We start from the raw sequence: 20807 nt of genomic DNA on the forward strand, positions 1-20807 counted from the left end.
AAAGGCCATGCTTCGCGCATGGCCTGTCCGATTGAATGGGCCAACGCCAAGGTTCATCGCGCCTGTTCCACCAACCACTCCATCAGTTCGCGCAGTTTGGGCGAAGGCCCGGGTTTTTCCGGGAACACCAGGTAATACGCAAGACCTGTTTTCACCTTCAATTCGAATGGCGTGACCAGCCGCCCGGCACTCAGGTCATCGCCGATCAGCGACCAGTCGCCAATCGCCACCCCCGTTCCCTGGGACGCCATCGACATCGCCAGGTCCAGTGTTTCGAAATGCTGGCCCTTGCCCACATTGGTCAAATTCACATCCGCGGCCTTCAACCAGGCCTTCCAGTCCCGTTCATCGCGGGTTGGGTGCAGCAGCAGGTGTTGTTGCAGATCGGCGGGTGTCTGCAGGGGCATGGGGCCTTCGAGCATCGGTCTGGAGCACACCGGCGTGAGTTGTTCATCGAAGAGTTTTTGCGACATCAATGAATGGTCCGGCGGTGCGCCGTACATCACCGCCGCATCGAACTGTTCGAGATGAAAATCCACGCCATGCTTGACCGTGGTGGTCAGTTCCACCGGCACGTCCGGGCGTTCCCTTTGCCATTGCAGCAGGCGCGGCAGCAACCAGCGCATGACGCAGGTCGGTGCCTTGAGTTGCAGGGTTTCGCGCTTCTCGCCGATCTGTTCCACGGCCTCGTCGATCAGGCCGAAAATCTGCTGCACCCGGGGCAACCACTCCCGTCCTTCGGCAGTCAGGTCCAGGCCTCGGGCCTGGCGAATGAACAGCTCATAACCCAGGTGATCTTCCAGCCCGGCGATCTGGCGGCTGACTGCGCCCTGGGTGATGTGCAGTTGTTCGGCGGCCCGGGTGAAATTGCAGCACTGCGCGGTAATCAGAAAAGTGTGCAGCGCCGGCAGGGGAGGCAGTCGTTTCATTGGGATCCAAGGTATGACGTGAGGACATGGCTAGTATGACTTTTTATCCATTGTTGCGGCTACGTGTCGCCCGTTCCAATGAGGCCATTCCCGGGCCTGCGAATCCATCATAAACACAGCGCATGCCCGGCGTCTCAAACGAACAAAAAGGGCAAAGACATGGCGACGTGCGGCGAAGTATTGGTCAAGTTACTCGAAAACTACGGAGTCGAGCAGGTGTTCGGCATTCCGGGGGTTCATACCGTGGAGCTGTATCGCGGGCTGGCCCGTTCGAGCATCAACCACGTGACGCCGCGCCATGAGCAGGGCGCCGGCTTCATGGCCGACGGCTACGCCCGCACCAGCGGCAAACCCGGCGTGTGCTTCATCATCACCGGCCCTGGCATGACCAACATCACCACCGCCATGGGCCAGGCCTACGCCGATTCGATCCCGATGCTGGTGATCTCCAGCGTGCAATCGCGCAGCCAGTTGGGCGGCGGTCGCGGCAAGCTGCATGAACTGCCGAACCAGGGCGCACTGTGCGCCGGTGTCGCGGCGTTCTCCCACACCCTGATGTCGGCGTCGGAATTACCGGTTGTGCTGGCTCGCGCCTTTGCGCTGTTCCAGGCAGGCCGTCCGCGTCCGGTGCACATTGAAATTCCATTGGACGTGTTGGTCGAAGACGCTGACGAGCTGCTCAGCAGCCTGCCGGTCAACATCGACCGCGCCGGTGCTTCGCCGAGTGCCGTGTCGCGCATGACCGAATTGCTGGCCAACGCCAAGCGTCCGCTGATTCTCGCCGGTGGCGGTGCCATCGACGCGGCGGCCGAGCTGACTGCGCTGGCCGAGTTGCTGGACGCGCCGGTCGCCCTGACCATCAATGCCAAGGGCATGCTTGCCTCCGGCCACCCGTTGCTGATCGGGTCGACCCAGAGCCTGGTCGCCACCCGGGCGCTGGTCGCCGAGGCCGACGTGGTCCTGGCCATCGGCACCGAACTGGCCGAGACCGACTACGACGTGACCTTCGCCGGTGGCTTCGAGATTCCTGGCAAGTTGCTGCGCGTGGACATTGACCCGGACCAGACCGTGCGCAATTACCCGCCGCACGTGGCGCTGGTGGCCGACTCGCGCAACGCCGCCCAGGCCTTGCTCAGCGCCTTGTCGCACAAGTCTCTGGCCGAACGCGGCAACGATTGGGGCCAGGTACGGGCCGCTCGTCTGCGTGAAGACCTGGCCACCACCTGGGACGCACCGACCCTGGCCCAGACCCGTTTCCTTGAAACCGTCCTGCACGAGCTGCCGGACGCGGTGTTCGTCGGTGATTCGACCCAACCGGTATACACCGGCAACCTGACGTTCAACCCGGAGCGTCCGCGTCGCTGGTTCAATTCGTCCACCGGTTACGGCACCCTCGGTTACGCCTTGCCGGCGGCGATTGGTGCCTGGCTCGGCGGCAGCGCTAAAGACGGTGCTCGCCCGCCAGTGGTGTGCCTGATCGGTGACGGCGGTCTGCAGTTCACCCTGCCGGAACTGGCCAGCGCCGTTGAAGCGCGCACTCCGGTCATCGTGCTGCTGTGGAATAACCAGGGTTACGAAGAGATCAAGAAATACATGGTCAACCGTGCCATCGAGCCGGTCGGCGTGGACATCTACACCCCGGACTTCATCGGTGTAGCCAAGGCCTTGGGCTGTGCGGCCGAAGCCGTCAGCAGTGTCGAGCAATTGCGCGGCGCATTGCGTGTGGCCCACGATCGCCAGGGCCCGACCCTGATTGAAATCGACCAGGCCGAGTGGATGAAGGCGGTGTCGAAATGACGTTCCCGACTACCCTGGATGGCCTGTACATCAACGGCCAATGGTCGGCCGGCAATGAACACCTGCGCGTGATCAACCCGGCGACCGAAGCCCTGTTGACCACGGTCAATGGCGGCGATGAGCGTGCAGTTGATCAAGCGGTGAGTGCGGCGACCCAGGCGTTCGCCGGCTGGTCGAAAACCAGCGGCGCCGAACGCGCTGCCATCCTGCGCAAAATTGCCGCGGGCGTGCAGGCCAACCGTGAAAAACTGATGCACTTGCAGTCGAGCAACAACGGCAAGCCGCAATTCGAAGCCGCGATCGACGTCGATGACGTGATCGCCACGTTCGAGTACTACGCCGGTCTGGCTGAAGGGCTGGACGCGAAACAGGACAGCGCCATCGAATTGCCGAGCGACGACTTCAGTGCGCGTTTGCGCCGCGAGCCGTGCGGCGTAGTCGGCCTGATCGTGCCGTGGAACTTCCCGATGGTCACCACCGCCTGGAAACTCGCCCCGGCCCTGGCCGCCGGTTGCTGCGTGGTGCTCAAGCCTTCGGAAGTCACGCCGCTGCCAGAGCTGGAACTGGCAACGATCATCGCAGAAGCCGGCTTGCCGGCGGGCGTGTTCAATCTGGTGTGTGGCACCGGCCTGGCCGTTGGCGCGCCATTGTCGGCGGATCCGCGTATCGCGAAAATTTCCTTCACTGGCAGCAACGCCGTTGGCGTGCAGGTCATGCAGCGGGCGGCGGAAACCGTCAAAGGCGTGAGCCTGGAACTGGGCGGCAAATCATCGCTGCTGGTGCTGGCCGATGCCGATCTCGACCTGGCGGTGGAAGTGGCTTGCGGCGGTGGTTTCTTCAACGCCGGGCAGATGTGCTCCGCCACCAGCCGCGTGCTGGTCGCCGATGAGCTGGCCGATGAATTCCTCAGCCGCGTGAAGGCCCGTGCCGAAGCGATTCGCGTGGCCGACCCGTTCGACCCCAACGTGGAAATGGGCGCGCTGGTCAATCAGGCGCAATACCAGCGCGTATTGGGCCACATCGATCGTGGTTTGAGCGCCGGCGCCAAACTGGTTTGCGGTGGCAATCGCCCGGCGGACCTGCCGCGCGGATATTTTTTGCAGCCGACAGTTTTCACCGAAGTGCCCCTCGACAGTGCGTTGTGGTGTGAAGAGATTTTCGGCCCGGTGATCTGCGTGCGCAGTTTCGCCTCTGAAGCCGAGGCGATTGCCCTGGCCAACGACAGCCAGTTCGGCCTGGTCGCCAGTGTGGTCACGCGCAATGCCGAGACCGCCGACCGCGTCGCCAATGCTTTGCAGGCGGGGCTTGTGTGGATCAACGCACCGCAGGTGATCTTCCCGCAGACCGCCTGGGGCGGCTACAAGCAGAGCAGCATCGGCCGCGAATTGGGGCCCTGGGGCTTGCAGGCTTTCCAGGAAATCAAACACGTGATCCGGGCCGTCTGACACCGATCACTGTGTAGGAGCGAGCTTGCTCGCGATGGACGTCAACGATGACGTGGGGCGCCTGAATGTACGCGGCGCCAGTGCACCCATCGCGAGCAAGCTCGCTCCTACATGAGGCATGCACTGGCGTCATGGCTTCAATGAGTTTTTATCGATAGTCAGCTGTTTTACACAACCTCAGGATGAACTCGCTGGCTCAGCCAACCCCCCGAAAATAGAGGGGCCAACGCTGATCCGGTCGCGCGGATGCAACAGTTTCGACCTGCCTTATACCTACAAAAACAAAGGGAGTCCGTAATGGGCGAGCATGATCTGAACAGACGTCAATTCATCAAGACCGTGGGCGTAGCCTCGGTTGCAGCGGCAGCCATGAGCATGCCGTTCATCAAGGCCAATGCCAGCGACACACGCTTTGCCGGCAAGACCCTGCGTTTGCTCACCTGGTCCGATGACACCGGCCTGGCTGCACTGCGCAACATCGCCGCGACGTTCGAAGACAAGTACGGCTGCAAGGTCATCGCTGACCGCACCGGCAGTACCTCGGAAATGGTCGCCAAACTCAAGGCCGGCGGTGATCGTCCGCAGTACGACATCATCACCCTGGCAGGCGTGGGCGCCGAAGGTCTGGCTGCCGCCAACCTGCTGGAAAAACCTGACCTCAACCGCATTCCCAACCTGGTCGATGTACCGGAGAAATACCGCACCGGCGCCAATGGCCACGGTATCGGTTACCTGCTGTGGTGCAACAGCCTGGTCTACAGCACCCGCACCCAGAAAGAAGCCCCGACCAGCTACGCCTCCTTGTGGGATGCCGACGCGGCGCCGAACATCTTCCTGCCACCGCCGAACTGGACCGAGGCCATGGACCTGATCATCATCGCCGCCAAACTGGCCGGTGGTGACGAGCACAACATCGAACCTGGCTTCAAGAAACTCGCCGAGCTGAAAGATCGTGTGGTGACCCTGGGTGAAAACCCGAACCAGATCGCCGAACTGTTCCGCACCGGTTCCCTGGACATGGGTGGCCTGTACGCACCGGCGTTCTTCCCGAAACAGATCCGCGATCCGAACTACGGCCTGGGCGCGACCTTTGGCATGAAGGAAGGTTTCTACACCGACCTGATGCTCTCGGTGATGCCGAAGAACCGTCCGGGCGATACCGACATGGCCTATGCCTTCATCAACCACTCCCTGGACCCACTGGTGCAGGGCAAGATGGCTGAAGACATCTACAACGGCCCGGTCAACGCCAAGGCGATCATCTCCGCCGAAGCGCGCAAGAGCCCGTACATCCTCACGCCGGAGCAGATTGCCGAGAAGGCGATCATGCACGACAACGCCTTCCTTGCGACTGTGCATGACCAATGGATTCGTCGTTACACGGAAATCTTTTCTTCCTGATCGAGTGCCGCTCGCAAGCCCTTGAAGCGCCACAAATCAAATGTGGGAGCGGGCTTGCTCGCGAATGCGGTGTGACATTCAACATTGATGTCGGCTGACACGGCCTCTTCGCGAGCAAGCCCGCTCCCACATTAGAAACGCTGTGCTTTCAGGTCTTGTGTTTGTCAGCTGCTTTCCATTGACGAGACCCTTTGCTATGGAACACCAACCTCTGACCCATCCGGTGAGTGCCGCTCCCGTGCGCGCCGCTCGGGGTGTTTCGCCAACGACGCGCGCCTGGCTTTTCCTCTCGCCGTCGATGCTGTTTCTTGGCGTACTGATTGCCGCCAGCCTCTTGGTACTGCGCATGAGCGTGGGCACCAAAGGCGCGGAATGGTCCGGGTTCAGCCTGGCCAGCTACGCCCAGTTGCTGGAACCCTATTACCTCAAATCCCTGATGCTGACCCTGCGCCTGGCGCTGATCAGCGCGGTGATCGCAGTGATTCTGGCGATCCCGGTGGCCTACACCATGTCGCGCCTGACCTCGCCGTTCGTGCGGCGGATCTTCCTGGCGGCGGTGTTGCTGCCGTTGCTGGTCAACCTGCTACTGCAAAGCTACGGCTGGCTGGTGATCCTCGGCCCAGGCGGCATGCTCAACCAGACCCTGATGGGCCTGGGCCTGATCAAGCGCCCGATCATGCTGTTGTACAACCAGAACGGCGTGTTGATGGGCCTGGTGCAAACCGCCTTCCCGCTGGCCGTGTTGCCGATCGCCAGCGCCATGCGCGGCGTCGCCCGCAGCTACGAAGAAGCCGCTGCCACCCTCGGCGCCAGTCGCTTCCAGGTGTTCCGCCAGGTGGTGTTGCCGATGAGTCTGCCGGGGATCATTACCGGTGCGACCCTGGTGTTCGCCTACAACGCCAGCAGTTTCGTGGTGCCCTTGCTGCTCGGTGGCCGCCGCGTGCCGATGCTGGCGGTGATGGTGCATGACCAGATCGCCCCGCTGATGAACTGGCCTGCCGCATCCGCTGCCGGCGTGGTGCTGATCGTCACCACACTCGCGATCATGACCCTGTCCGAATACATCACTGGCCGTCGTCGCCGCATGCTGGAGGCTTCCCAATGAGTACCCTGACCAAGAAGCGCTATGGGCTGTTGCCTGGCGAGACCGGCAAGCTCGCCGGCATCCTCTCGGGCTTCATCCTGCTGTTGGCGGTGCTGCCGATCCTGACCATGATCGTGATGTCGTTCAGCGGCGCGTCGAACCTCGACTTCCCGCCGAGCAGCTACAGCCTGCAATGGTACAAGGCCGCCTGGCACACCTTCGTGTCGCCGGACGCCAGCGACGTCCTGAGCCTCGGCCAGGCCATGAGCACCAGCCTGCTGGTGTCGTGCCTGACCATGATTTTCGCCACGATCATCGCAGTGCCGGCGGCCTACGCGCTGACCCGTTGCGAGTTCCGCGGCAAGGCCGTGGCCTTGCAACTGATGTCGTTGCCGCTGGTGTTCCCGATGGTGGTGTTGGGGCTGGCATTGCTGCTGGTGTTCGACAGCCTGCCGTTCCACATGACCACCTCGCGCCTGGTGATTGCCCACGTGATCCTGGCACTGCCGTTCGTGGTGAAGAACTGCACGGCAGCGATGCTCTCCATCGGCAGCGAAGTCGAGGAGGCCGCGCAGATGCTCGGTGCTTCACCGCTGCGGGCGATTGTCGATGTGGTGGTGCCGTTGATGAAGTCGGGGATCCTGGCGGGCATGCTGCTGGCGTTCATCGTCTCGTTCAACGAATTCACCGTGACTTACTTCCTCTACACCATCGATGTGATGACCGTGCCGATCTGGATGTACAGCCGCACCGTGTCTTCGCTCGACCCCACCGTATTTTCGTTTGCCGTGCTGATCGTGCTGATCGACTTCGTCCTGATCTGGGCGCTGGAGAAGCTGGTTGGTGAAGGTGGCGTTTCGTTCTGATTTCTTGAGGTACTTCAAATGTCTGGTCTGATTCTGGAAAACGTCGAGAAACATTACGGCTCGGCCTGCGCGGTAACCGATGTGAACCTGCATTTGCCCGAGGGCAAACTGGTGTGTTTCCTCGGCCCTTCGGGCTGTGGCAAAACCACGCTGCTGCGCATGATTGCCGGCCTTGAAACCCTGACCGGCGGCGAGATCCGCCTGGACGGTGAAGACATCGGCCACACCCCGGCGCACCTGCGCAACTTCGGCATGGTGTTCCAGTCCCTGGCGCTGTTCCCGCACATGACCGTGGGCGAGAACATCGCCTATCCGCTGAAACTGCGCGGAGTCAGCAAGGCCGACCAGCAGGCGCGGGTGGTGGAGTTGCTGGAGCTGATCCAGTTGCAGCAAATGATTGATCGTCCGGTGGCCAAGCTCTCCGGCGGACAACGCCAGCGCGTGGCGATTGCCCGGGCGATTGCCAATCACCCGAAAATCCTCCTGCTCGACGAACCGTTGTCGGCGCTGGACGCCAAGCTGCGTGAATCGATGCAGGTGGAAATCCGTCAACTGCAACAGCGCCTGAACATCACCACCATCATGGTGACCCACGACCAGCGCGAGGCCATGACCATGGCCGATATCGTGGTCGTGCTGGGTGAACACCGGGTTCAGCAAGTGGGTACGCCGATTGAAATCTACCGGCACCCGGCCAACGAATTCGTCGCGGACTTCATCGGTTCGGGCAACATCTTCCCGGCCACGGCGCTGGGCAACGGCAAGGTCAGCCTACCGGGTGGCGATGCGCTGCAAGTGCCGATCTGCACGAGCGTTGCGGCAGGGGAAAAGGTGAAGATGCTGATTCGTCCGGAAGACCTGCAACTGTCGGCGCCACAGGCGACGGCGGGCAACCGCTTGCTGGGCAAGGTGACCTTCGTGCGCGATATCGGCGCGACCATCGAGACCACGGTGGAGTGTTCCGGGGTGTCGTTTACCGCGCTGAGCACGCCGTGCCAGGGCTTTGGCCTGAGCGTCGGTCACCCGGTGTCGGTGACCTTGCCGGCGGAGGCTTGCCGGGTACTTGGGGCCTGATCCAGAACTTGTAGCGCCTGAGCTGGCCTCTTCGCGGGCAAGCCCGCTCCCACATTTGACTTGTGGCGTTCACAAATCCAGTGTGGGAGCGGGCTTGCCCGCGAAGGCGTCAGCCGCCGCACCACTGGATCCGGATCAAACCGTCAACCGCAACCGCGCCAGATCCCTTAACGGCGGCGCCCCGAACAACCGGCTGTACTCCCTACTGAACTGCGAAGGGCTTTCATACCCGACGCGATACCCCGCCGCCGAAGCCTCCAGCCCTTCGGCCAGCATCAACCGCCGCGCTTCCTGCAGGCGCAACTGCTTCTGATACTGCAACGGACTCATCGCCGTCATCGCCTTGAAGCGGTGATGCAGGGTCGACACGCTCAGGTTCACTTCCTTCGCCAGATCATCGATGCGCAACGGCTGTTCGAAATGGCTATTGAGCCATTTGATCGCCTGGCTGACGCGATGGCTCTGACTGTTGGCGATGGCGATTTCGTACAGCCGATGCCCTTGTTTGCTGCGCAGCAGTCGATAGAGGATCTCCCGGCGAATCAGCGGCGCGAGCATGGCAATGTCTTTCGGCGTGTCCAGTAGCCGTGCCAGGCGCAGCACAGCATCGAGCATGACGGTGTCGAGCCGCTCGACATACAGCCCGCGCCCGGTCGGCCGGGTGGGCACGCCGAGGGGGCCGGCGTCAGCGATCAGCGCGGTGATTTCCGCCGGATCGATGTCCAGGCGCAGGGCCAGGATCGGTTCCTCGGCCGAGACATCCACCACCCGTCCACTGAGCGGCATCGAGACCGAGACCACCAGGTAGTTCAACGGGTCGTAATTGAAGTACTCGTTGGCCAACTGAACTTCCTTGCGCCCCTGGGCCATGATGCACAGTGCCGGTTGCGCAAGCACCGGGGCAAACTCGTGGGACTGGCTGTGGCGGGACATGAACAGCGAGCCGATGGCCGTGGCATAACTGCCATCTTCGGCGGTGTTGCGGCGGATGATCGCCGCCAGTTCCGCGCGCTGCTTTTCCATGTCGGTGTCCAGCGGGGCTTGAAAGTGATCGAGCGACGACATGCGCGGCATCCTCGGCAGGCATGGAGGGAATGGAGCAGAGCATATGTTTGTGCAAGTGGCAGCGGTAGACACATCCTGCCGGATGCTTGCCTGATTCTGCATGGTGGCGACCGGCGGTGTAGCCACTAGAGCCTTGTGCCGCAAGAACTTGCTTGAAACTCGTATGGCAGAACCGTGACAGGGTTTTACAGCTTGTTACAGGCTTGTCGTGCAGTTTCGCAGGATTGTGCAATGCACCGGCAGGAATCGACTAACGAGACAGGCGTCGCGGCCCTTAACCTTTGATCCTGTCGCAGCCCGTCCCCCGGCTGCCACGCGACTCCCCGGGAGGGTTGAACATGTCCACGCAAATCCCCGTCAGTCATATGGCCTTCGTTCGAGCGCGCGCCGGGCGCTCTGCGGAACTCGGTGTGCGTCTCAGCGCCCTGATCGAACCGTCCCGCGCAGCGCCAGGCTGCCTGAGCTTTAGCTTGCAGCATTCGCAATGCGATCCGGAGTTGTGGCTGGTGTCCGGTTTCTGGAGCGATCAACAGGCCATGACCGCGTACTTCAGCACGCCGGCGATGGAGATTTTTGCCGAACTGGTGCAGGAACTGGTGGTCAACAGTCTGGATTTCCACACCTTCAAGGATGTCTCGGCGGCGCAGGCCCTGGGACAGTCCGCACTGGAGGTACACAAACTGGCCGGTTGAGGGTTTAATGACGGCATTCTCAATCAGCCAGGATGCGCGACATGGCACGTAAAGCCTTTGATCACTTCGAAGCTGTTTCCGCTGTAGTACCGGGCGAGGGTGGTTACCACGCCGCTATCGCCGTCAAGGCGCTGGGTGGTTCCGGCGCTCCGCGTTTTCACAAAGTGCTGGAAGGCCAGATCTTCAAGACCGCCCATGACGCCGACCTGGCAGCGGCCAAAGAGCTGACCCACCTCAAGGACGTCAAAGAAGACGCCGACCTGCTCTGGTGATCACTTCACCGCCCCCGGGCGGTACATCTTGAACAAAGCCTCAGGCCCCAGCTGGAAATAATCCGCCGGCCCGCCGCCGCGCAGAATCGGTTCTGCCGCGGCGGTGTCGTATACCCCATCCTTCAACAGCCATTTGGCGATATGCACGGCGACCACTTCGCCGAGAACCAGCCAGCTCGGCACCACATTGCCGTCCGCTCGCTGCAACTGAATGATCTGCGTGACCTTGCACTCGAAGGACACCGGACTTTCGGCCACCCGTGGCACCTGAATGACTTTCGAGGCAACGGTCGTCAGGCCGGCCAGTTCGAACTCGTTGACCTCAGGCCTGACCATGGCGCTGCTCTGGTTCATCTGCTCGGCCAGCGGCCGCGTGGCCAGGTTCCAGGCGAACTCGCCGGTCTGTTCGATGTTGTTCAGGCTGTCTTTGCGTCCGACGCTGGAAAAACCAATGATCGGCGGAATGTAGTTGAAGGCGTTGAAGAAGCTATAGGGCGCCAGGTTCAAGCGGCCTTCGGCATCCTGAGAAGAGATCCAGCCGATAGGGCGCGGGCCGACGATGGCGTTGAACGGATCGTGGGGCAGGCCGTGGCCGTTGGCGGGTTCGTAGAAGTGGATGTCGTCGGGCATTGGGTGGAATTTCCAGAGCTGGCGGGGAGACGTGCATGGTGCAAGCACGCGCCGCAGATTTCCAGTCGGATTCGGTACCTGGAATGACTAGATCGCTCTGTGGGAGCGGGCTTGCTCGCGAAAGCGGTGTGCCAGTCACATTGATGTTGGATCTGCCGCCGTCTTCGCGAGCAAGCCCGCTCCCACAGGTTTTATGTGATTACCAGGCTTTGTGTTCCTCCAAAAAAGACTAAGCCCGGCCGAAGCCGGGCTGTGAATTTCCCTCCACATTCAGCCGATAGCTTCTGCGCTGCCGGTTTTGTCGAAACCGTCAGAGGCATAGGCTTCAGAGTGGTTGCGTTCGATGGCCGCGCTGGTGCCGGAGCCGTAGGAGGCCGAACCGGTCTTGTCGTAACCGTCGGCAGCAAAGGCATTGGCAGCCAGCACGGAAAGGGTCAGGGCAAGGATCAATCGGGTTTTCATGGCAGGTACTCCAGGTACGTTCGCTATGGGTGCGTTCAGGCACTCCTTCGAGGCCTGTAACGGATATACGTGCGTCCTGTCGATCTGGATGCACTCAGCTGCAGGCTGCTGCCGGTGCATTAACCGATGATTATCCTGGTGGAGGGGGAGACGAATGGTGCCCTTCGCGAAACCGTCCGCGAAGGGCCTGGCGCTCACCGTTGCGGTGAGCGCCGGTCGGTGATCAGTCGGTGACGATCCGCGAATGTTTGCGGGTGTCTTTCATGGTGATGTACACCAGCAACGACACGGCAATACAGGCGGTCACGTACCAGTAGTAACCCGTCTCCATGCCGATGCTCTTGAACCACAGCGCGATGTATTCAGCGGTGCCGCCGAAGATCGAAACGGTCAGTGCGTACGGCAGGCCCACGCCCAGGGCGCGGATTTCGGTCGGGAACAGTTCGGCTTTCACCACAGCGTTGATCGAGGTGTAGCCGCTGACGATGATCAGCGCCGCCATGATCAGGAAGAACGCACCCCACCAGGTCGTGATGGTGTGCAGGGTGGTGAGGATCGGCACGGTGAACAGGGTTCCCAGGATGCCGAAGGCAATCAGGATCGGCCGGCGACCGATTTTATCCGACAGCCCGCCGACGATCGGTTGCAGGCACATGAACAGGAACAGCGTGGCGGCGGAAATGGTGGTGGAGTCGGAAATGCTCATGCCGACAGTGTTCACCAGGTATTTCTGCATGTACGTGGTGTAGGTGTAGAACGCCAGGGTACCGCCCATGGTCAGGCCGACCACGGTCATCAGTTCCTTGGGGTGACGCATCAAGGTGCGCATGGCGCTTTCCTTGGCTTTTTCCTTCTTGGTGAAGGACTCGGTCTCTTCCATGCCGCGACGCAGGTACAACGCCACCACGGCACACAGCGCGCCGATGGCGAACGGGATGCGCCAGCCCCAGGCGTACAGCTCTTCGGTGGTCAGCAGTTGTTGCAGCACGATCAACACCGCCAGGGCGATGAGCTGGCCGGAGATCAGGGTCACGTACTGGAAGCTGGAGTAGAAGCCGCGACGTTCCTTGGTCGCCATTTCGCTGAGGTAAGTGGCGGAGGTGCCGTATTCGCCACCCACCGACAGGCCTTGCAGCAAGCGCGCGAACACCAGCAGGATCGGCGCACCGATGCCGATGACTTCATAACTCGGGCTCAGGGCGATCAGCAGCGAGCCGAAGCACATCAGGTACACCGAGGCCATCAGGGCTTTTTTGCGCCCGACCTTGTCGGCATACAGCCCCATCAGCCAGCCACCGATCGGACGCATCAGGAAGCCCACGGCGAAGATCGCGGCGGTGTTGAGCAGTTGGGCGGTGGTGTCGCCCTTGGGGAAGAAGGTCTTGGCGAAGTACAGGGAGAAGGCGGCGTAGACGTACCAGTCGTACCACTCGACCATGTTGCCGACCGAACCGCTGAAGATCGATTTGATGCGGCTGGACGTGGTTCTTTCTTTGGCCGGCACGGCAGCCGACCCAAGCGGCAGGGAGTTGGAGTTATCCATTGAAGGATCCTTCGTTTAATTGTTTTTGTGGAGCGCGTTTAAACGCAGCCTGCAGGGGCTATAGCAGGAGCTGTGCCAAGGGTGAGAGGGCCGGTTTAGAGGGGGGAAGAAGGTTTGGTGAGCGGAAATCCGCTTATTTTTGGTGGGTGATGAGCGGAAATTTGCTTAACAGGAGGGGTATTTATATTGCCTTTGCCGGCCTCTTCGCGAGCAAGCCCGCTCCCACAATGTTCGGCGTACACAGATCCACTGTGGGAGCGGGCTTGCCCGCGAAGAGGCCAGTTCAGACGCTACAGGAACATCTCTCTGCTCAACCCATGCCGCTGCATCTTTTCATTGAAGGTTCGCCGGGGTAGTTGCAGCTCTTCAAGCACCGCCTTGACATCACCCTTGTGCCGGGTCAACGCCGCGCGCAGGCACTGTGCTTCAAAGGCCTCCTGCTGCGCCGCCAGTGACTGACCGGGCTCGATCCCTGCCGGTACAGGCTCACCAAGCCCCAACACCTGACGCTCGGCGACGTTCGCCAGTTCGCGCACATTGCCTGGCCAGTCGTGGCTCAGCAGGTGACTCAACTGCGCACCGCTCAACGGTGGAAATTTACGTCCCAGCCGTTCGGCGGCGTTTTGGGCGAAGGATTCGAACAGCAGCGGGATGTCTTCACGGCGTTCGCGCAAGGGCGGCAGTCGTAGTTCTGCGACGTTCAAGCGATAGGCCAGGTCTTCGCGAAAACGTCCGGCCCGGGCTTCGTCGAGCAGGTCCGGTTTGGTCGCGGCAATGATGCGCAAATCCACGCGAATGCTCTGGTTCGAACCCAGTCGCTCAAGCTTCTGCTCTTGCAACACCCGCAGCAATTTCACCTGCTGGGCCAGCGGCATGCTTTCGATTTCATCGAGAAACAGCGTGCCACCGTCGGCGTATTCGAGTTTGCCGATGCGCTTGCCGGACGCCCCGGTGAACGCACCGCTCTCGTGACCGAACAGTTCGGCCTCGAACAGTTGCTCCGGGATGGCCGCGCAATTGAGTGCGACAAAGGGCTTGTCGGCTCGCGGCCCGAAGTCATGCAGGCAGCGTGCGACCAGCTCCTTGCCGCTACCGGTTTCCCCGCGAATCAGCACGTTCACCGGCAGGGCTGCCAGGTCCAGCACCTGCCGGCGCAGGGTCTGCAGGCCACGGGACACGCCGAGCAGCGTGGCATCGAGTTTGGCGCGGTTGTCTGCCTGCTCGTGCAGTGCGCGGTTTTCCAGCACCAGCCGGCGCTTGTCGAGGGCGCGGCGCAGGCTGCCGAGCAGGGTTTCCGGGCTGAAGGGCTTTTCGAGGAAATCGTAGGCGCCGTCGCGCATGGCCTCGACGGCCATCGGTACGTCGCCATGGCCGGTCAACAGGATCACCGGCAAATCGGCATCCCGGCGTTGCACCTCGGCCAGCAGTTCCAGGCCGGTCATACCGGGCATGCGCACATCGCTGAGAATCACCCCGGCAAAGTGCCTGGGCAATTGCGCCAGGCATTCATCGGCGCGGCTGAACAGCTGCACCTCGAAACCCGACAGGCTCAACCATTGCTCGACGGCACTGCGGATGCTGCTTTCGTCGTCCACCACCATCACTGAGTTCAGCATGGTTCATGCACCTCCTGGTCGATGGGCAAGGTCAGGGTAAACACGGCACCTTTGTCATGATTGTCGGCAGTCAGGCGCCCGCCGGATTCGTGGACGATGGCGAACGATACGGCCAAACCGATGCCCAGACCATCACCCACCGGTTTGGTGGTGAAGAACGGATCGAACACCTTGGACAGGTTCTCTTCGGCGATACCGCCACCGTTGTCGATCACGCTCAGGCGCCACAATTGTTCGTCGGCTTCGAGGCGGATTTCCAGGCGTTTGCAGGGTTTGTCCTGCATCGCATCGAGGGCGTTGCGCAGCAGGTTGATCAGCACCTGTTCCAGGCGAATCGCATCGCCGCGCACCCAGGCCGGACGGGTCAGGTGCAACACGGTGCTGACCTGTTCGTCGCGCAGCCGGGTGTCGAGCAGTTGCAGCGACTGGTCCACCACTGTCGCCAGGTCCAGGCGTTCGCGCAAACCGCTGGGGCTTTTGCGGGCGAAGGTTTTCAGGTGGCCGGTGAGGGCGGCCATGCGCGTGAGCATTTCATCCACCGGTTTGAGCGCTTTGTAGGCGTCGTCGACCCGGCCGTGGTCGAGCAGCAGGCGCAAGGTCGCCAACTGCATGCGCTGGGCGGTGAGTGGCTGGTTTATTTCATGGGCCAGGGCCGCGGACATCTGCCCCAGCGCCGCGAGTTTGGCCGACTGCACCAGACCCTCCTGGGCGGTGCGCAGGTCGCGGGTGCGTTCTTCTACCAGTCGTTCGAGTTCTTCGCGACTGCGCTGACGCAGTCTGGCCAGACGCCAGCGCTGATTGAGAAACAGCAGCAGGAACACCAGGGTCAGCCACAAGCCGGCAGCAGCGAGGGCGGCATTGCGGCTGTCTTCGAAGGCGACTTGCGGGCGCCGCAGCAGATGCAGGGTCCAGCCCTCGGCTGTCAGCGGCAGGGACTCCCACAGGTAGTCCGCCTTGCCGTCCGGGCCATCGACCCGGACCAGGTCACTGTTGTCGTCGAAACGCCGCAACGATTGAAACTCCAGCGGTGTCAGGGGCTGCTTGTCGTATTGGCGGGTGGCCTTGAGTTCGGCGTGATCGCTGTCGCCGAGCGGCTTGAGCAGGCGATAGCGCCAGCCCGGCTGGTTGGCGATGAAGATGATCCCGCGCGCGTCGCTGACCAACAGCGTGTCGCTGCCCTGGCGCCACTCGCGTTCCAGTTCGGGAAATTCCAGTTTCACCACCATGGCGCCGAGGAACTGCCCGTCGTCATCGCTGACCGCGCTGGAGAGGAAGTAGCCGGGAATCCCGCTGGTCACGCCTACCGCGTAAAAACGCCCGGTGCCCTGAGTGCGGGTCTGGTTGAAATAGGGACGGAAACCGTAGTTGTGGCCGACATAACTGCTAGGCAAACGCCAATTGCTCGCCGCTACGGCGAGGCCGGTGCGATCGAGCAATTCCAGGGTCGAGGATTCGGCGGCGCCGTTGATCTTTTCCAGTTTGCGGTTCAACGCATCCTGCTGCCCGGGGCTCACCGTCCCCTTGAGTGCCGAGCGCAACTCCGGATCCAGCGCCAGCACGGCGGGCAGGGCGCGGTAACGTTCGATCAGGGTATGCAGCGACGTGGCATAGAGCGCCAGTTGCTGATTGGCTCGGGCGGCGTCTTCGACCATTGACTGGCGCGCGGCGTGGCGCATGGCCAGGGTCGCGGCGATGGCGGCGCCGGCGATGATGAGCAGGGTGTAGAGCGCCAGGCGCAGGGTTCGGGAGGTCGGCAACATGCAGTGAGCAACAGGCCAAAATAGGGGAAGGCACCATAGCATGCGAAGGGCGCTCTGCTCTCGCCGGAGTATCGAGATCCAGCCGAAAAAAAACCGGCCTGTCGTCGCCGACAAACCGGTTTTTTCAGCAGACATCAGTGCCGTTTATTGCACTTCCACCGCCAGGCTTTCACTGATCTTTTTCTGCCAGATGGCAGGACCGGTGATGTGTACGGACTCGCCCTTGCTGTCGACTGCAACGGTCACCGGCATGTCCTTGACCTCGAACTCGTAGATCGCTTCCATGCCCAGTTCGGCAAACGCCAGCACCTTGGACTTCTTGATCGCCTGGGCGACCAGGTAAGCGGCGCCGCCGACGGCCATCAGGTACACGGCCTTGCTGTCCTTGATCGCGTCGATCGCGGTCGGGCCACGCTCGGACTTGCCGATCATGCCCAGCAGGCCAGTCTGCTCGAGGATTTGACGGGTGAACTTGTCCATCCGCGTCGCGGTGGTAGGGCCTGCCGGGCCAACCACTTCGTCACCGATCGGATCGACCGGGCCGACGTAGTAGATGAAGCGACCTTTCAGGTCCACCGGCAGGGTTTCACCCTTGTTCAGCATCTCGACCATGCGTTTGTGCGCAGCGTCGCGACCGGTGAGCATCTTGCCGTTGAGCAGGACGGTTTCGCCCGGCTTCCAGCTCTGCACGTCTTCCGGGGTCAGGGTGTCGAGGTTGACGCGACGGGCCGACGGGCCGGCTTCCCAGACAATTTCCGGGTAGGCGTCCAGCGGTGGCGCTTCCAGCGAGGCCGGGCCGGAACCGTCGAGCACGAAGTGCGCGTGACGGGTGGCGGCGCAGTTCGGGATCATGCACACCGGCAGCGAAGCGGCGTGGGTCGGGTAGTCCATGATCTTCACGTCGAGCACGGTGGTCAGGCCACCGAGGCCCTGGGCGCCGATGCCCAGCTGGTTGACCTTCTCGAACAGCTCCAGGCGCATTTCTTCGATGCGGTTCTGCGGGCCGCGAGCTTTGAGCTCGTGAATGTCGATGGATTCCATCAACACTTCCTTGGCCATGACGGCGGCTTTCTCGGCAGTACCGCCGATGCCGATGCCGAGCATGCCCGGTGGGCACCAGCCGGCGCCCATTTCCGGGACGGTCTTCAGCACCCAGTCGACGATCGAGTCGGACGGGTTGAGCATGGCCATTTTCGACTTGTTCTCGGAACCGCCGCCCTTGGCTGCCACGTCCACTTCCACGGTGTTACCCGGAACGATGGAGTAGTGGATGACTGCCGGGGTGTTGTCCTTGGTGTTCTTGCGAGCGCCCGCCGGGTCGGCGAGGATCGAAGCGCGCAGGACGTTTTCCGGCAGGTTGTAGGCGCGACGCACGCCTTCGTTGATCATGTCGTCCAGGCCCATGGTGGCGCCATCCCAGCGCACGTCCATGCCCACGCGGACAAACACGGTGACGATGCCGGTGTCCTGGCAGATCGGACGGTGGCCGGTGGCGCACATGCGCGAGTTGATCAGGATCTGCGCCATGGAGTCACGGGCCGCTGGCGATTCTTCGCGCAGGTAGGCTTCGTGCATCGCCTGGATGAAATCCACGGGGTGGTAGTAGGAAATGAACTGCAGGGCGTCGGCAACGCTCTGAATCAGGTCGTCTTGCTTGATCACGGTCATGAGTCGCGCTCCTCTAAAAGACGGGAACATTCAATGGGGCAGCTTCAAGCCATAAGCTTCAAGCGGCAAGCTGAAGCAGTGCGCGTTCCGCTCTGAACTTGCCGCTTGAAGCTTGAGGCTTGAGGCTGACCCTCAGGGTCACAAGGCACGCCGGGCATGCTGGCGCGACGCTAAAAAGGCGCGGCAGTATACCGCGCCTCGTTGAGCGGCACACGCGCCAGTGGTCAAACCTTGGTCTCATTGTCGTACCTGGCCCCTGTAGGAGCTGCCGAAGGCTGCGATCTTTTAAGGGGCAAGATCAAAAGATCGCAGCCTGCGGCAGCTCCTGCAGGGGAATCGGGTCATCCCGAAAATTGAATGGTCATTTATCGGCCACGCCACTAAAGTGACATTCGGTCTGTAGAGTAGGACGCTCTGTCAGTCTCCTTTCAATTGGTGAGTCAACGATTGACCCATAACGCCATCCAGCGCCTGTTGCTCAAACGTTTCGCCCTCGCGGCCGGCACCTATGCCCTGGCATTGCTATTGCTGTGGCTGGCGTTTTTCACCGGTCACTACGACGCGCCGCTGGCCAGTGTCGCCATCGGCAGCGCACTGGTCGTGACCAGCCAGGCCATCCTGTTCGCGGTGTTCTACAGCGGCTGCAACCTGCGTTTCGCCGACCCCAGCCTGACCGAGGCGCAAGTGTTGTTGGGGCTTGGCTGGCAAACCTGGCTGATCGCCCATCTGGACGAAGCCCGGGGGGCGTTCCTGGTGTTTTACGTTCTTATCCTGCTGTTCGGCCTGTTCCATCTGTCACGCCGATCCTTTGTGCGATGCGCATTGCTGGTGTTCTTCAGCTTCAGCGCGATCACTCTGTGGGAGGGCTACCACTTCCAGTTGCCCGACCCGGCCATGGCGGTGTTGCAGGTGTGCGTGCTGTTCATCGTGCTGGTGTGGCTGGTGTTGTATGCCCGCTACGTCCAGGCTTCACGACAACGCATGCGTCAGCGGCGTTTTGCCTTGCAGGCGCACCAGGACACCTTGCGCGGGATGATGCGCCAGCTCGAAGACCTGGTGGCCACCGACGAACTCACAGGCCTGTTCAATCGCCGGCATTTCCTGCGCCTGGCTTCCCGCGAGTTGAACGCCATGGAAGCCGGTGTCGTACATGGCCTGGCGCTGATCGACCTCGACCATTTCAAACGCATCAACGATCTGCACGGGCATGCCGCCGGCGATCAGGTGCTGCAAGCCTTTGCCGGCGTTGCTACCGCGTGCCTGCGTGACAGCGATGTTCTGGCTCGCTACGGCGGCGAAGAATTCGTGGTGCTGCTGCCCGATTGCGATGCCGACAGTCTGACTTCGTGCTGCGAACGGCTGCGCATCGCCTTCACCGATGTCGAGTTGATCGGTCTGAATGTGCGCAATCTCAGCCTGTCCGCCGGCATGACCCTGCTGGAGTTGGGCGACGACCTCGATGACGCGCTGCAACGGGCCGATCAGGCGCTCTATCGGGCCAAGCGTGACGGTCGTAACCGATGCGCGGCGGCGTGGGAGAACGTCGATGCCTGAGTTGCGGGTTGGCGAGCGCCACTGGTCGGTAGCGGCGGGCAGAAATCTGCTCGACGCGCTGAATCAGAACGGCGTGCCGGTGCCCTACAGTTGCCGCGCCGGCAGTTGCCATGCGTGCCTGGTGCAATGTGTGCGGGGCCTGCCGAGCGACAGCCGGCCGGATGCCCTGAGTGCGCAGCAGCGAGAACAGGGTTGGCGCCTGGCGTGCCAGTGCCAGGTGGTCGAGGACTTGCAGGTGCATGCTTTCGACCCGCAGGTCGATGGTCAACCGGCCGAGGTCGCCGCCGTCGATTGGCTGAGCACCACGGTGCTGCGCTTGCGGGTGATCGCGCAGCGACCGTTGCGCTACAGCGCCGGCCAGCACCTGGTGTTGTGGGCGGGTAACGTGGCGCGGCCGTATTCCCTTGCCAGCCTGCCGCAGGAAGACCGTTTTCTCGAGTTTCATCTCGATTGCCGCCAGCCCGGGGAGTTCAGCGATGCCGCCCGACAATTGCGCATCGGCGATCCGATCCGTCTCGGTGAATTGCGCGGCGGTGCCTTGCATTACGATCCGGACTGGCATACCCGGCCATTGTGGTTGCTGGCAGCCGGCACCGGGTTGGGTCCGTTGTTTGGTGTGTTGCGCGAAGCGCTGCGTCAGGATCACCAGGGTGCCATCCGTGTCATTCACCTGGCCCATGATGCCGATGAGCACTACCTGGCCAAGCCTCTGCAGGCCATGGTCGCCAGCCGTCCGAACCTGAGTGTCGAACTCTGGACCCCGGCCGAGTTGCCAGCGGCTTTGGCGCAACTGCGGCTTGTGTCCCGGCAAACCCTGGCCTTACTCTGCGGAGCCCCCGACAGTGTCGATGCCTTTGCCCGGCGCCTGTACCTGGCGGGCTTGCCGCGCAATCAACTGCTGGCCGATGTGTTCCTGCCCCGTGGTTGAGCGCTGAATCCGCTGTTGTGG

At 62.1% G+C, this 20807-nt stretch carries 18 protein-coding genes; 10 read left to right on the top strand and 8 right to left on the bottom strand.

Annotated features, from left to right (window positions below; translation table 11 throughout):
• Positions 1-53 precede the first annotated feature (53 nt).
• Positions 54-929 (bottom strand): LysR substrate-binding domain-containing protein, encoded by an 876-nt coding sequence (locus AC3WN7_RS23415; protein ID WP_095965431.1) that lies wholly within the window; start codon positions 927-929, stop codon positions 54-56.
• 159 nt (positions 930-1088) lie between these two features.
• On the opposite strand from AC3WN7_RS23415, the gene AC3WN7_RS23420 reads away from it, so the two are divergent.
• The 6 genes from AC3WN7_RS23420 to AC3WN7_RS23445 all read left to right on the top strand — a co-directional run bounded on the left by AC3WN7_RS23420 (position 1089) and on the right by AC3WN7_RS23445 (position 8596).
• Positions 1089-2726 (top strand): 5-guanidino-2-oxopentanoate decarboxylase, encoded by a 1638-nt coding sequence (locus tag AC3WN7_RS23420; RefSeq protein WP_095965430.1) that lies wholly within the window; start codon positions 1089-1091, stop codon positions 2724-2726.
• Positions 2723-4171, top strand: coding sequence for an aldehyde dehydrogenase family protein (locus AC3WN7_RS23425; protein WP_095965429.1), 1449 nt, complete (start codon positions 2723-2725; stop codon positions 4169-4171). Before AC3WN7_RS23420 ends, AC3WN7_RS23425 begins: the two co-directional genes overlap by 4 nt.
• A 297-nt stretch (positions 4172-4468) precedes the next feature.
• Positions 4469-5572 carry an extracellular solute-binding protein gene (locus AC3WN7_RS23430; RefSeq protein ID WP_007978499.1) on the top strand — a complete coding sequence of 368 codons (1104 nt, stop codon included), beginning with the start codon at positions 4469-4471 and terminating at the stop codon, positions 5570-5572.
• A gap of 196 nt (positions 5573-5768) precedes the next feature.
• Positions 5769-6677 carry an ABC transporter permease gene (locus AC3WN7_RS23435; RefSeq protein ID WP_046042160.1) on the top strand — a complete coding sequence of 303 codons (909 nt, stop codon included), beginning with the start codon at positions 5769-5771 and terminating at the stop codon, positions 6675-6677.
• Entirely contained in the window at positions 6674-7522 is an 849-nt protein-coding gene (locus AC3WN7_RS23440; protein ID WP_102675245.1) for an ABC transporter permease, read from the top strand. Before AC3WN7_RS23435 ends, AC3WN7_RS23440 begins: the two co-directional genes overlap by 4 nt.
• Before the next feature lie 18 nt (positions 7523-7540).
• Positions 7541-8596, top strand: coding sequence for an ABC transporter ATP-binding protein (locus tag AC3WN7_RS23445; RefSeq protein ID WP_102675244.1), 1056 nt, complete (start codon positions 7541-7543; stop codon positions 8594-8596).
• 135 nt (positions 8597-8731) lie between these two features.
• Here the strand turns inward: AC3WN7_RS23445 and AC3WN7_RS23450 are convergent, their stop codons facing one another.
• The gene (locus tag AC3WN7_RS23450; protein WP_102675243.1) at positions 8732-9661 is read right to left on the bottom strand and encodes an AraC family transcriptional regulator; all 930 of its coding nucleotides are present in this window, start codon (positions 9659-9661) and stop codon (positions 8732-8734) included.
• 338 nt (positions 9662-9999) lie between these two features.
• On the opposite strand from AC3WN7_RS23450, the gene AC3WN7_RS23455 reads away from it, so the two are divergent.
• Complete coding sequence (locus AC3WN7_RS23455) at positions 10000-10353, top strand: putative quinol monooxygenase (protein WP_095965425.1); 354 nt, start codon at positions 10000-10002, stop codon at positions 10351-10353.
• Between the two features lie 41 nt (positions 10354-10394).
• Positions 10395-10625: a hypothetical protein gene (locus tag AC3WN7_RS23460; RefSeq protein WP_015096640.1), complete on the top strand. Its 231-nt coding sequence runs from the start codon at positions 10395-10397 to the stop codon at positions 10623-10625.
• On the opposite strand, the gene AC3WN7_RS23465 is transcribed toward AC3WN7_RS23460, so the two are convergent.
• From AC3WN7_RS23465 to AC3WN7_RS23490, 6 genes are all read right to left on the bottom strand, one after another.
• Complete coding sequence (locus AC3WN7_RS23465) at positions 10626-11255, bottom strand: flavin reductase family protein (RefSeq protein ID WP_102675242.1); 630 nt, start codon at positions 11253-11255, stop codon at positions 10626-10628. It lies immediately after the preceding gene.
• 270 nt (positions 11256-11525) lie between these two features.
• Positions 11526-11717, bottom strand: a complete 192-nt coding sequence (locus tag AC3WN7_RS23470; protein ID WP_102675241.1) for a hypothetical protein — start codon at positions 11715-11717, stop codon at positions 11526-11528.
• A gap of 223 nt (positions 11718-11940) precedes the next feature.
• Complete coding sequence (locus tag AC3WN7_RS23475; RefSeq protein ID WP_007978480.1) at positions 11941-13260, bottom strand: MFS transporter; 1320 nt, start codon at positions 13258-13260, stop codon at positions 11941-11943.
• A gap of 290 nt (positions 13261-13550) precedes the next feature.
• Positions 13551-14876: a sigma-54-dependent transcriptional regulator gene (locus AC3WN7_RS23480; protein WP_102675240.1), complete on the bottom strand. Its 1326-nt coding sequence runs from the start codon at positions 14874-14876 to the stop codon at positions 13551-13553.
• Positions 14870-16636, bottom strand: coding sequence for a sensor histidine kinase (locus AC3WN7_RS23485; protein ID WP_095965421.1), 1767 nt, complete (start codon positions 16634-16636; stop codon positions 14870-14872). Before AC3WN7_RS23485 ends, AC3WN7_RS23480 begins: the two co-directional genes overlap by 7 nt.
• A gap of 144 nt (positions 16637-16780) precedes the next feature.
• Positions 16781-18304, bottom strand: coding sequence for a fumarate hydratase (locus AC3WN7_RS23490; protein WP_102675239.1), 1524 nt, complete (start codon positions 18302-18304; stop codon positions 16781-16783).
• A 447-nt stretch (positions 18305-18751) separates the two neighbouring features.
• On the opposite strand from AC3WN7_RS23490, the gene AC3WN7_RS23495 reads away from it, so the two are divergent.
• Together AC3WN7_RS23495 and AC3WN7_RS23500 are read left to right on the top strand one after the other, a co-directional pair.
• Positions 18752-19858 (top strand): GGDEF domain-containing protein, encoded by a 1107-nt coding sequence (locus tag AC3WN7_RS23495; RefSeq protein ID WP_095965419.1) that lies wholly within the window; start codon positions 18752-18754, stop codon positions 19856-19858.
• On the top strand, positions 19851-20786 hold the full coding sequence (locus tag AC3WN7_RS23500) for an iron-sulfur-binding ferredoxin reductase (protein ID WP_102675238.1): 936 nt from the start codon (positions 19851-19853) through the stop codon (positions 20784-20786). The genes AC3WN7_RS23495 and AC3WN7_RS23500 overlap by 8 nt, the downstream gene beginning before the upstream one ends.
• The last annotated feature ends 21 nt before the right edge of the window (positions 20787-20807 follow it).

It is taken from the genome of Pseudomonas sp. FW305-70, from assembly GCF_058783925.1.

Excerpts from the sequence above, each read along its gene's own strand:
- AC3WN7_RS23415 (WP_095965431.1), bottom strand. The coding sequence starts at position 929 with ATGAAACGACTGCCTCCCCTGCCGGCGCTGCACACTTTTCTGATTACC.
- AC3WN7_RS23420 (WP_095965430.1), top strand. The coding sequence starts at position 1,089 with ATGGCGACGTGCGGCGAAGTATTGGTCAAGTTACTCGAAAACTACGGA.
- AC3WN7_RS23425 (WP_095965429.1), top strand. The coding sequence starts at position 2,723 with ATGACGTTCCCGACTACCCTGGATGGCCTGTACATCAACGGCCAATGG.
- AC3WN7_RS23430 (WP_007978499.1), top strand. The coding sequence starts at position 4,469 with ATGGGCGAGCATGATCTGAACAGACGTCAATTCATCAAGACCGTGGGC.
- AC3WN7_RS23435 (WP_046042160.1), top strand. The coding sequence starts at position 5,769 with ATGGAACACCAACCTCTGACCCATCCGGTGAGTGCCGCTCCCGTGCGC.
- AC3WN7_RS23440 (WP_102675245.1), top strand. The coding sequence starts at position 6,674 with ATGAGTACCCTGACCAAGAAGCGCTATGGGCTGTTGCCTGGCGAGACC.
- AC3WN7_RS23445 (WP_102675244.1), top strand. The coding sequence starts at position 7,541 with ATGTCTGGTCTGATTCTGGAAAACGTCGAGAAACATTACGGCTCGGCC.
- AC3WN7_RS23450 (WP_102675243.1), bottom strand. The coding sequence starts at position 9,661 with ATGTCGTCGCTCGATCACTTTCAAGCCCCGCTGGACACCGACATGGAA.
- AC3WN7_RS23455 (WP_095965425.1), top strand. The coding sequence starts at position 10,000 with ATGTCCACGCAAATCCCCGTCAGTCATATGGCCTTCGTTCGAGCGCGC.
- AC3WN7_RS23460 (WP_015096640.1), top strand. The coding sequence starts at position 10,395 with ATGGCACGTAAAGCCTTTGATCACTTCGAAGCTGTTTCCGCTGTAGTA.
- AC3WN7_RS23465 (WP_102675242.1), bottom strand. The coding sequence starts at position 11,255 with ATGCCCGACGACATCCACTTCTACGAACCCGCCAACGGCCACGGCCTG.
- AC3WN7_RS23470 (WP_102675241.1), bottom strand. The coding sequence starts at position 11,717 with ATGAAAACCCGATTGATCCTTGCCCTGACCCTTTCCGTGCTGGCTGCC.
- AC3WN7_RS23475 (WP_007978480.1), bottom strand. The coding sequence starts at position 13,260 with ATGGATAACTCCAACTCCCTGCCGCTTGGGTCGGCTGCCGTGCCGGCC.
- AC3WN7_RS23480 (WP_102675240.1), bottom strand. The coding sequence starts at position 14,876 with ATGCTGAACTCAGTGATGGTGGTGGACGACGAAAGCAGCATCCGCAGT.
- AC3WN7_RS23485 (WP_095965421.1), bottom strand. The coding sequence starts at position 16,636 with ATGTTGCCGACCTCCCGAACCCTGCGCCTGGCGCTCTACACCCTGCTC.
- AC3WN7_RS23490 (WP_102675239.1), bottom strand. The coding sequence starts at position 18,304 with ATGACCGTGATCAAGCAAGACGACCTGATTCAGAGCGTTGCCGACGCC.
- AC3WN7_RS23500 (WP_102675238.1), top strand. The coding sequence starts at position 19,851 with ATGCCTGAGTTGCGGGTTGGCGAGCGCCACTGGTCGGTAGCGGCGGGC.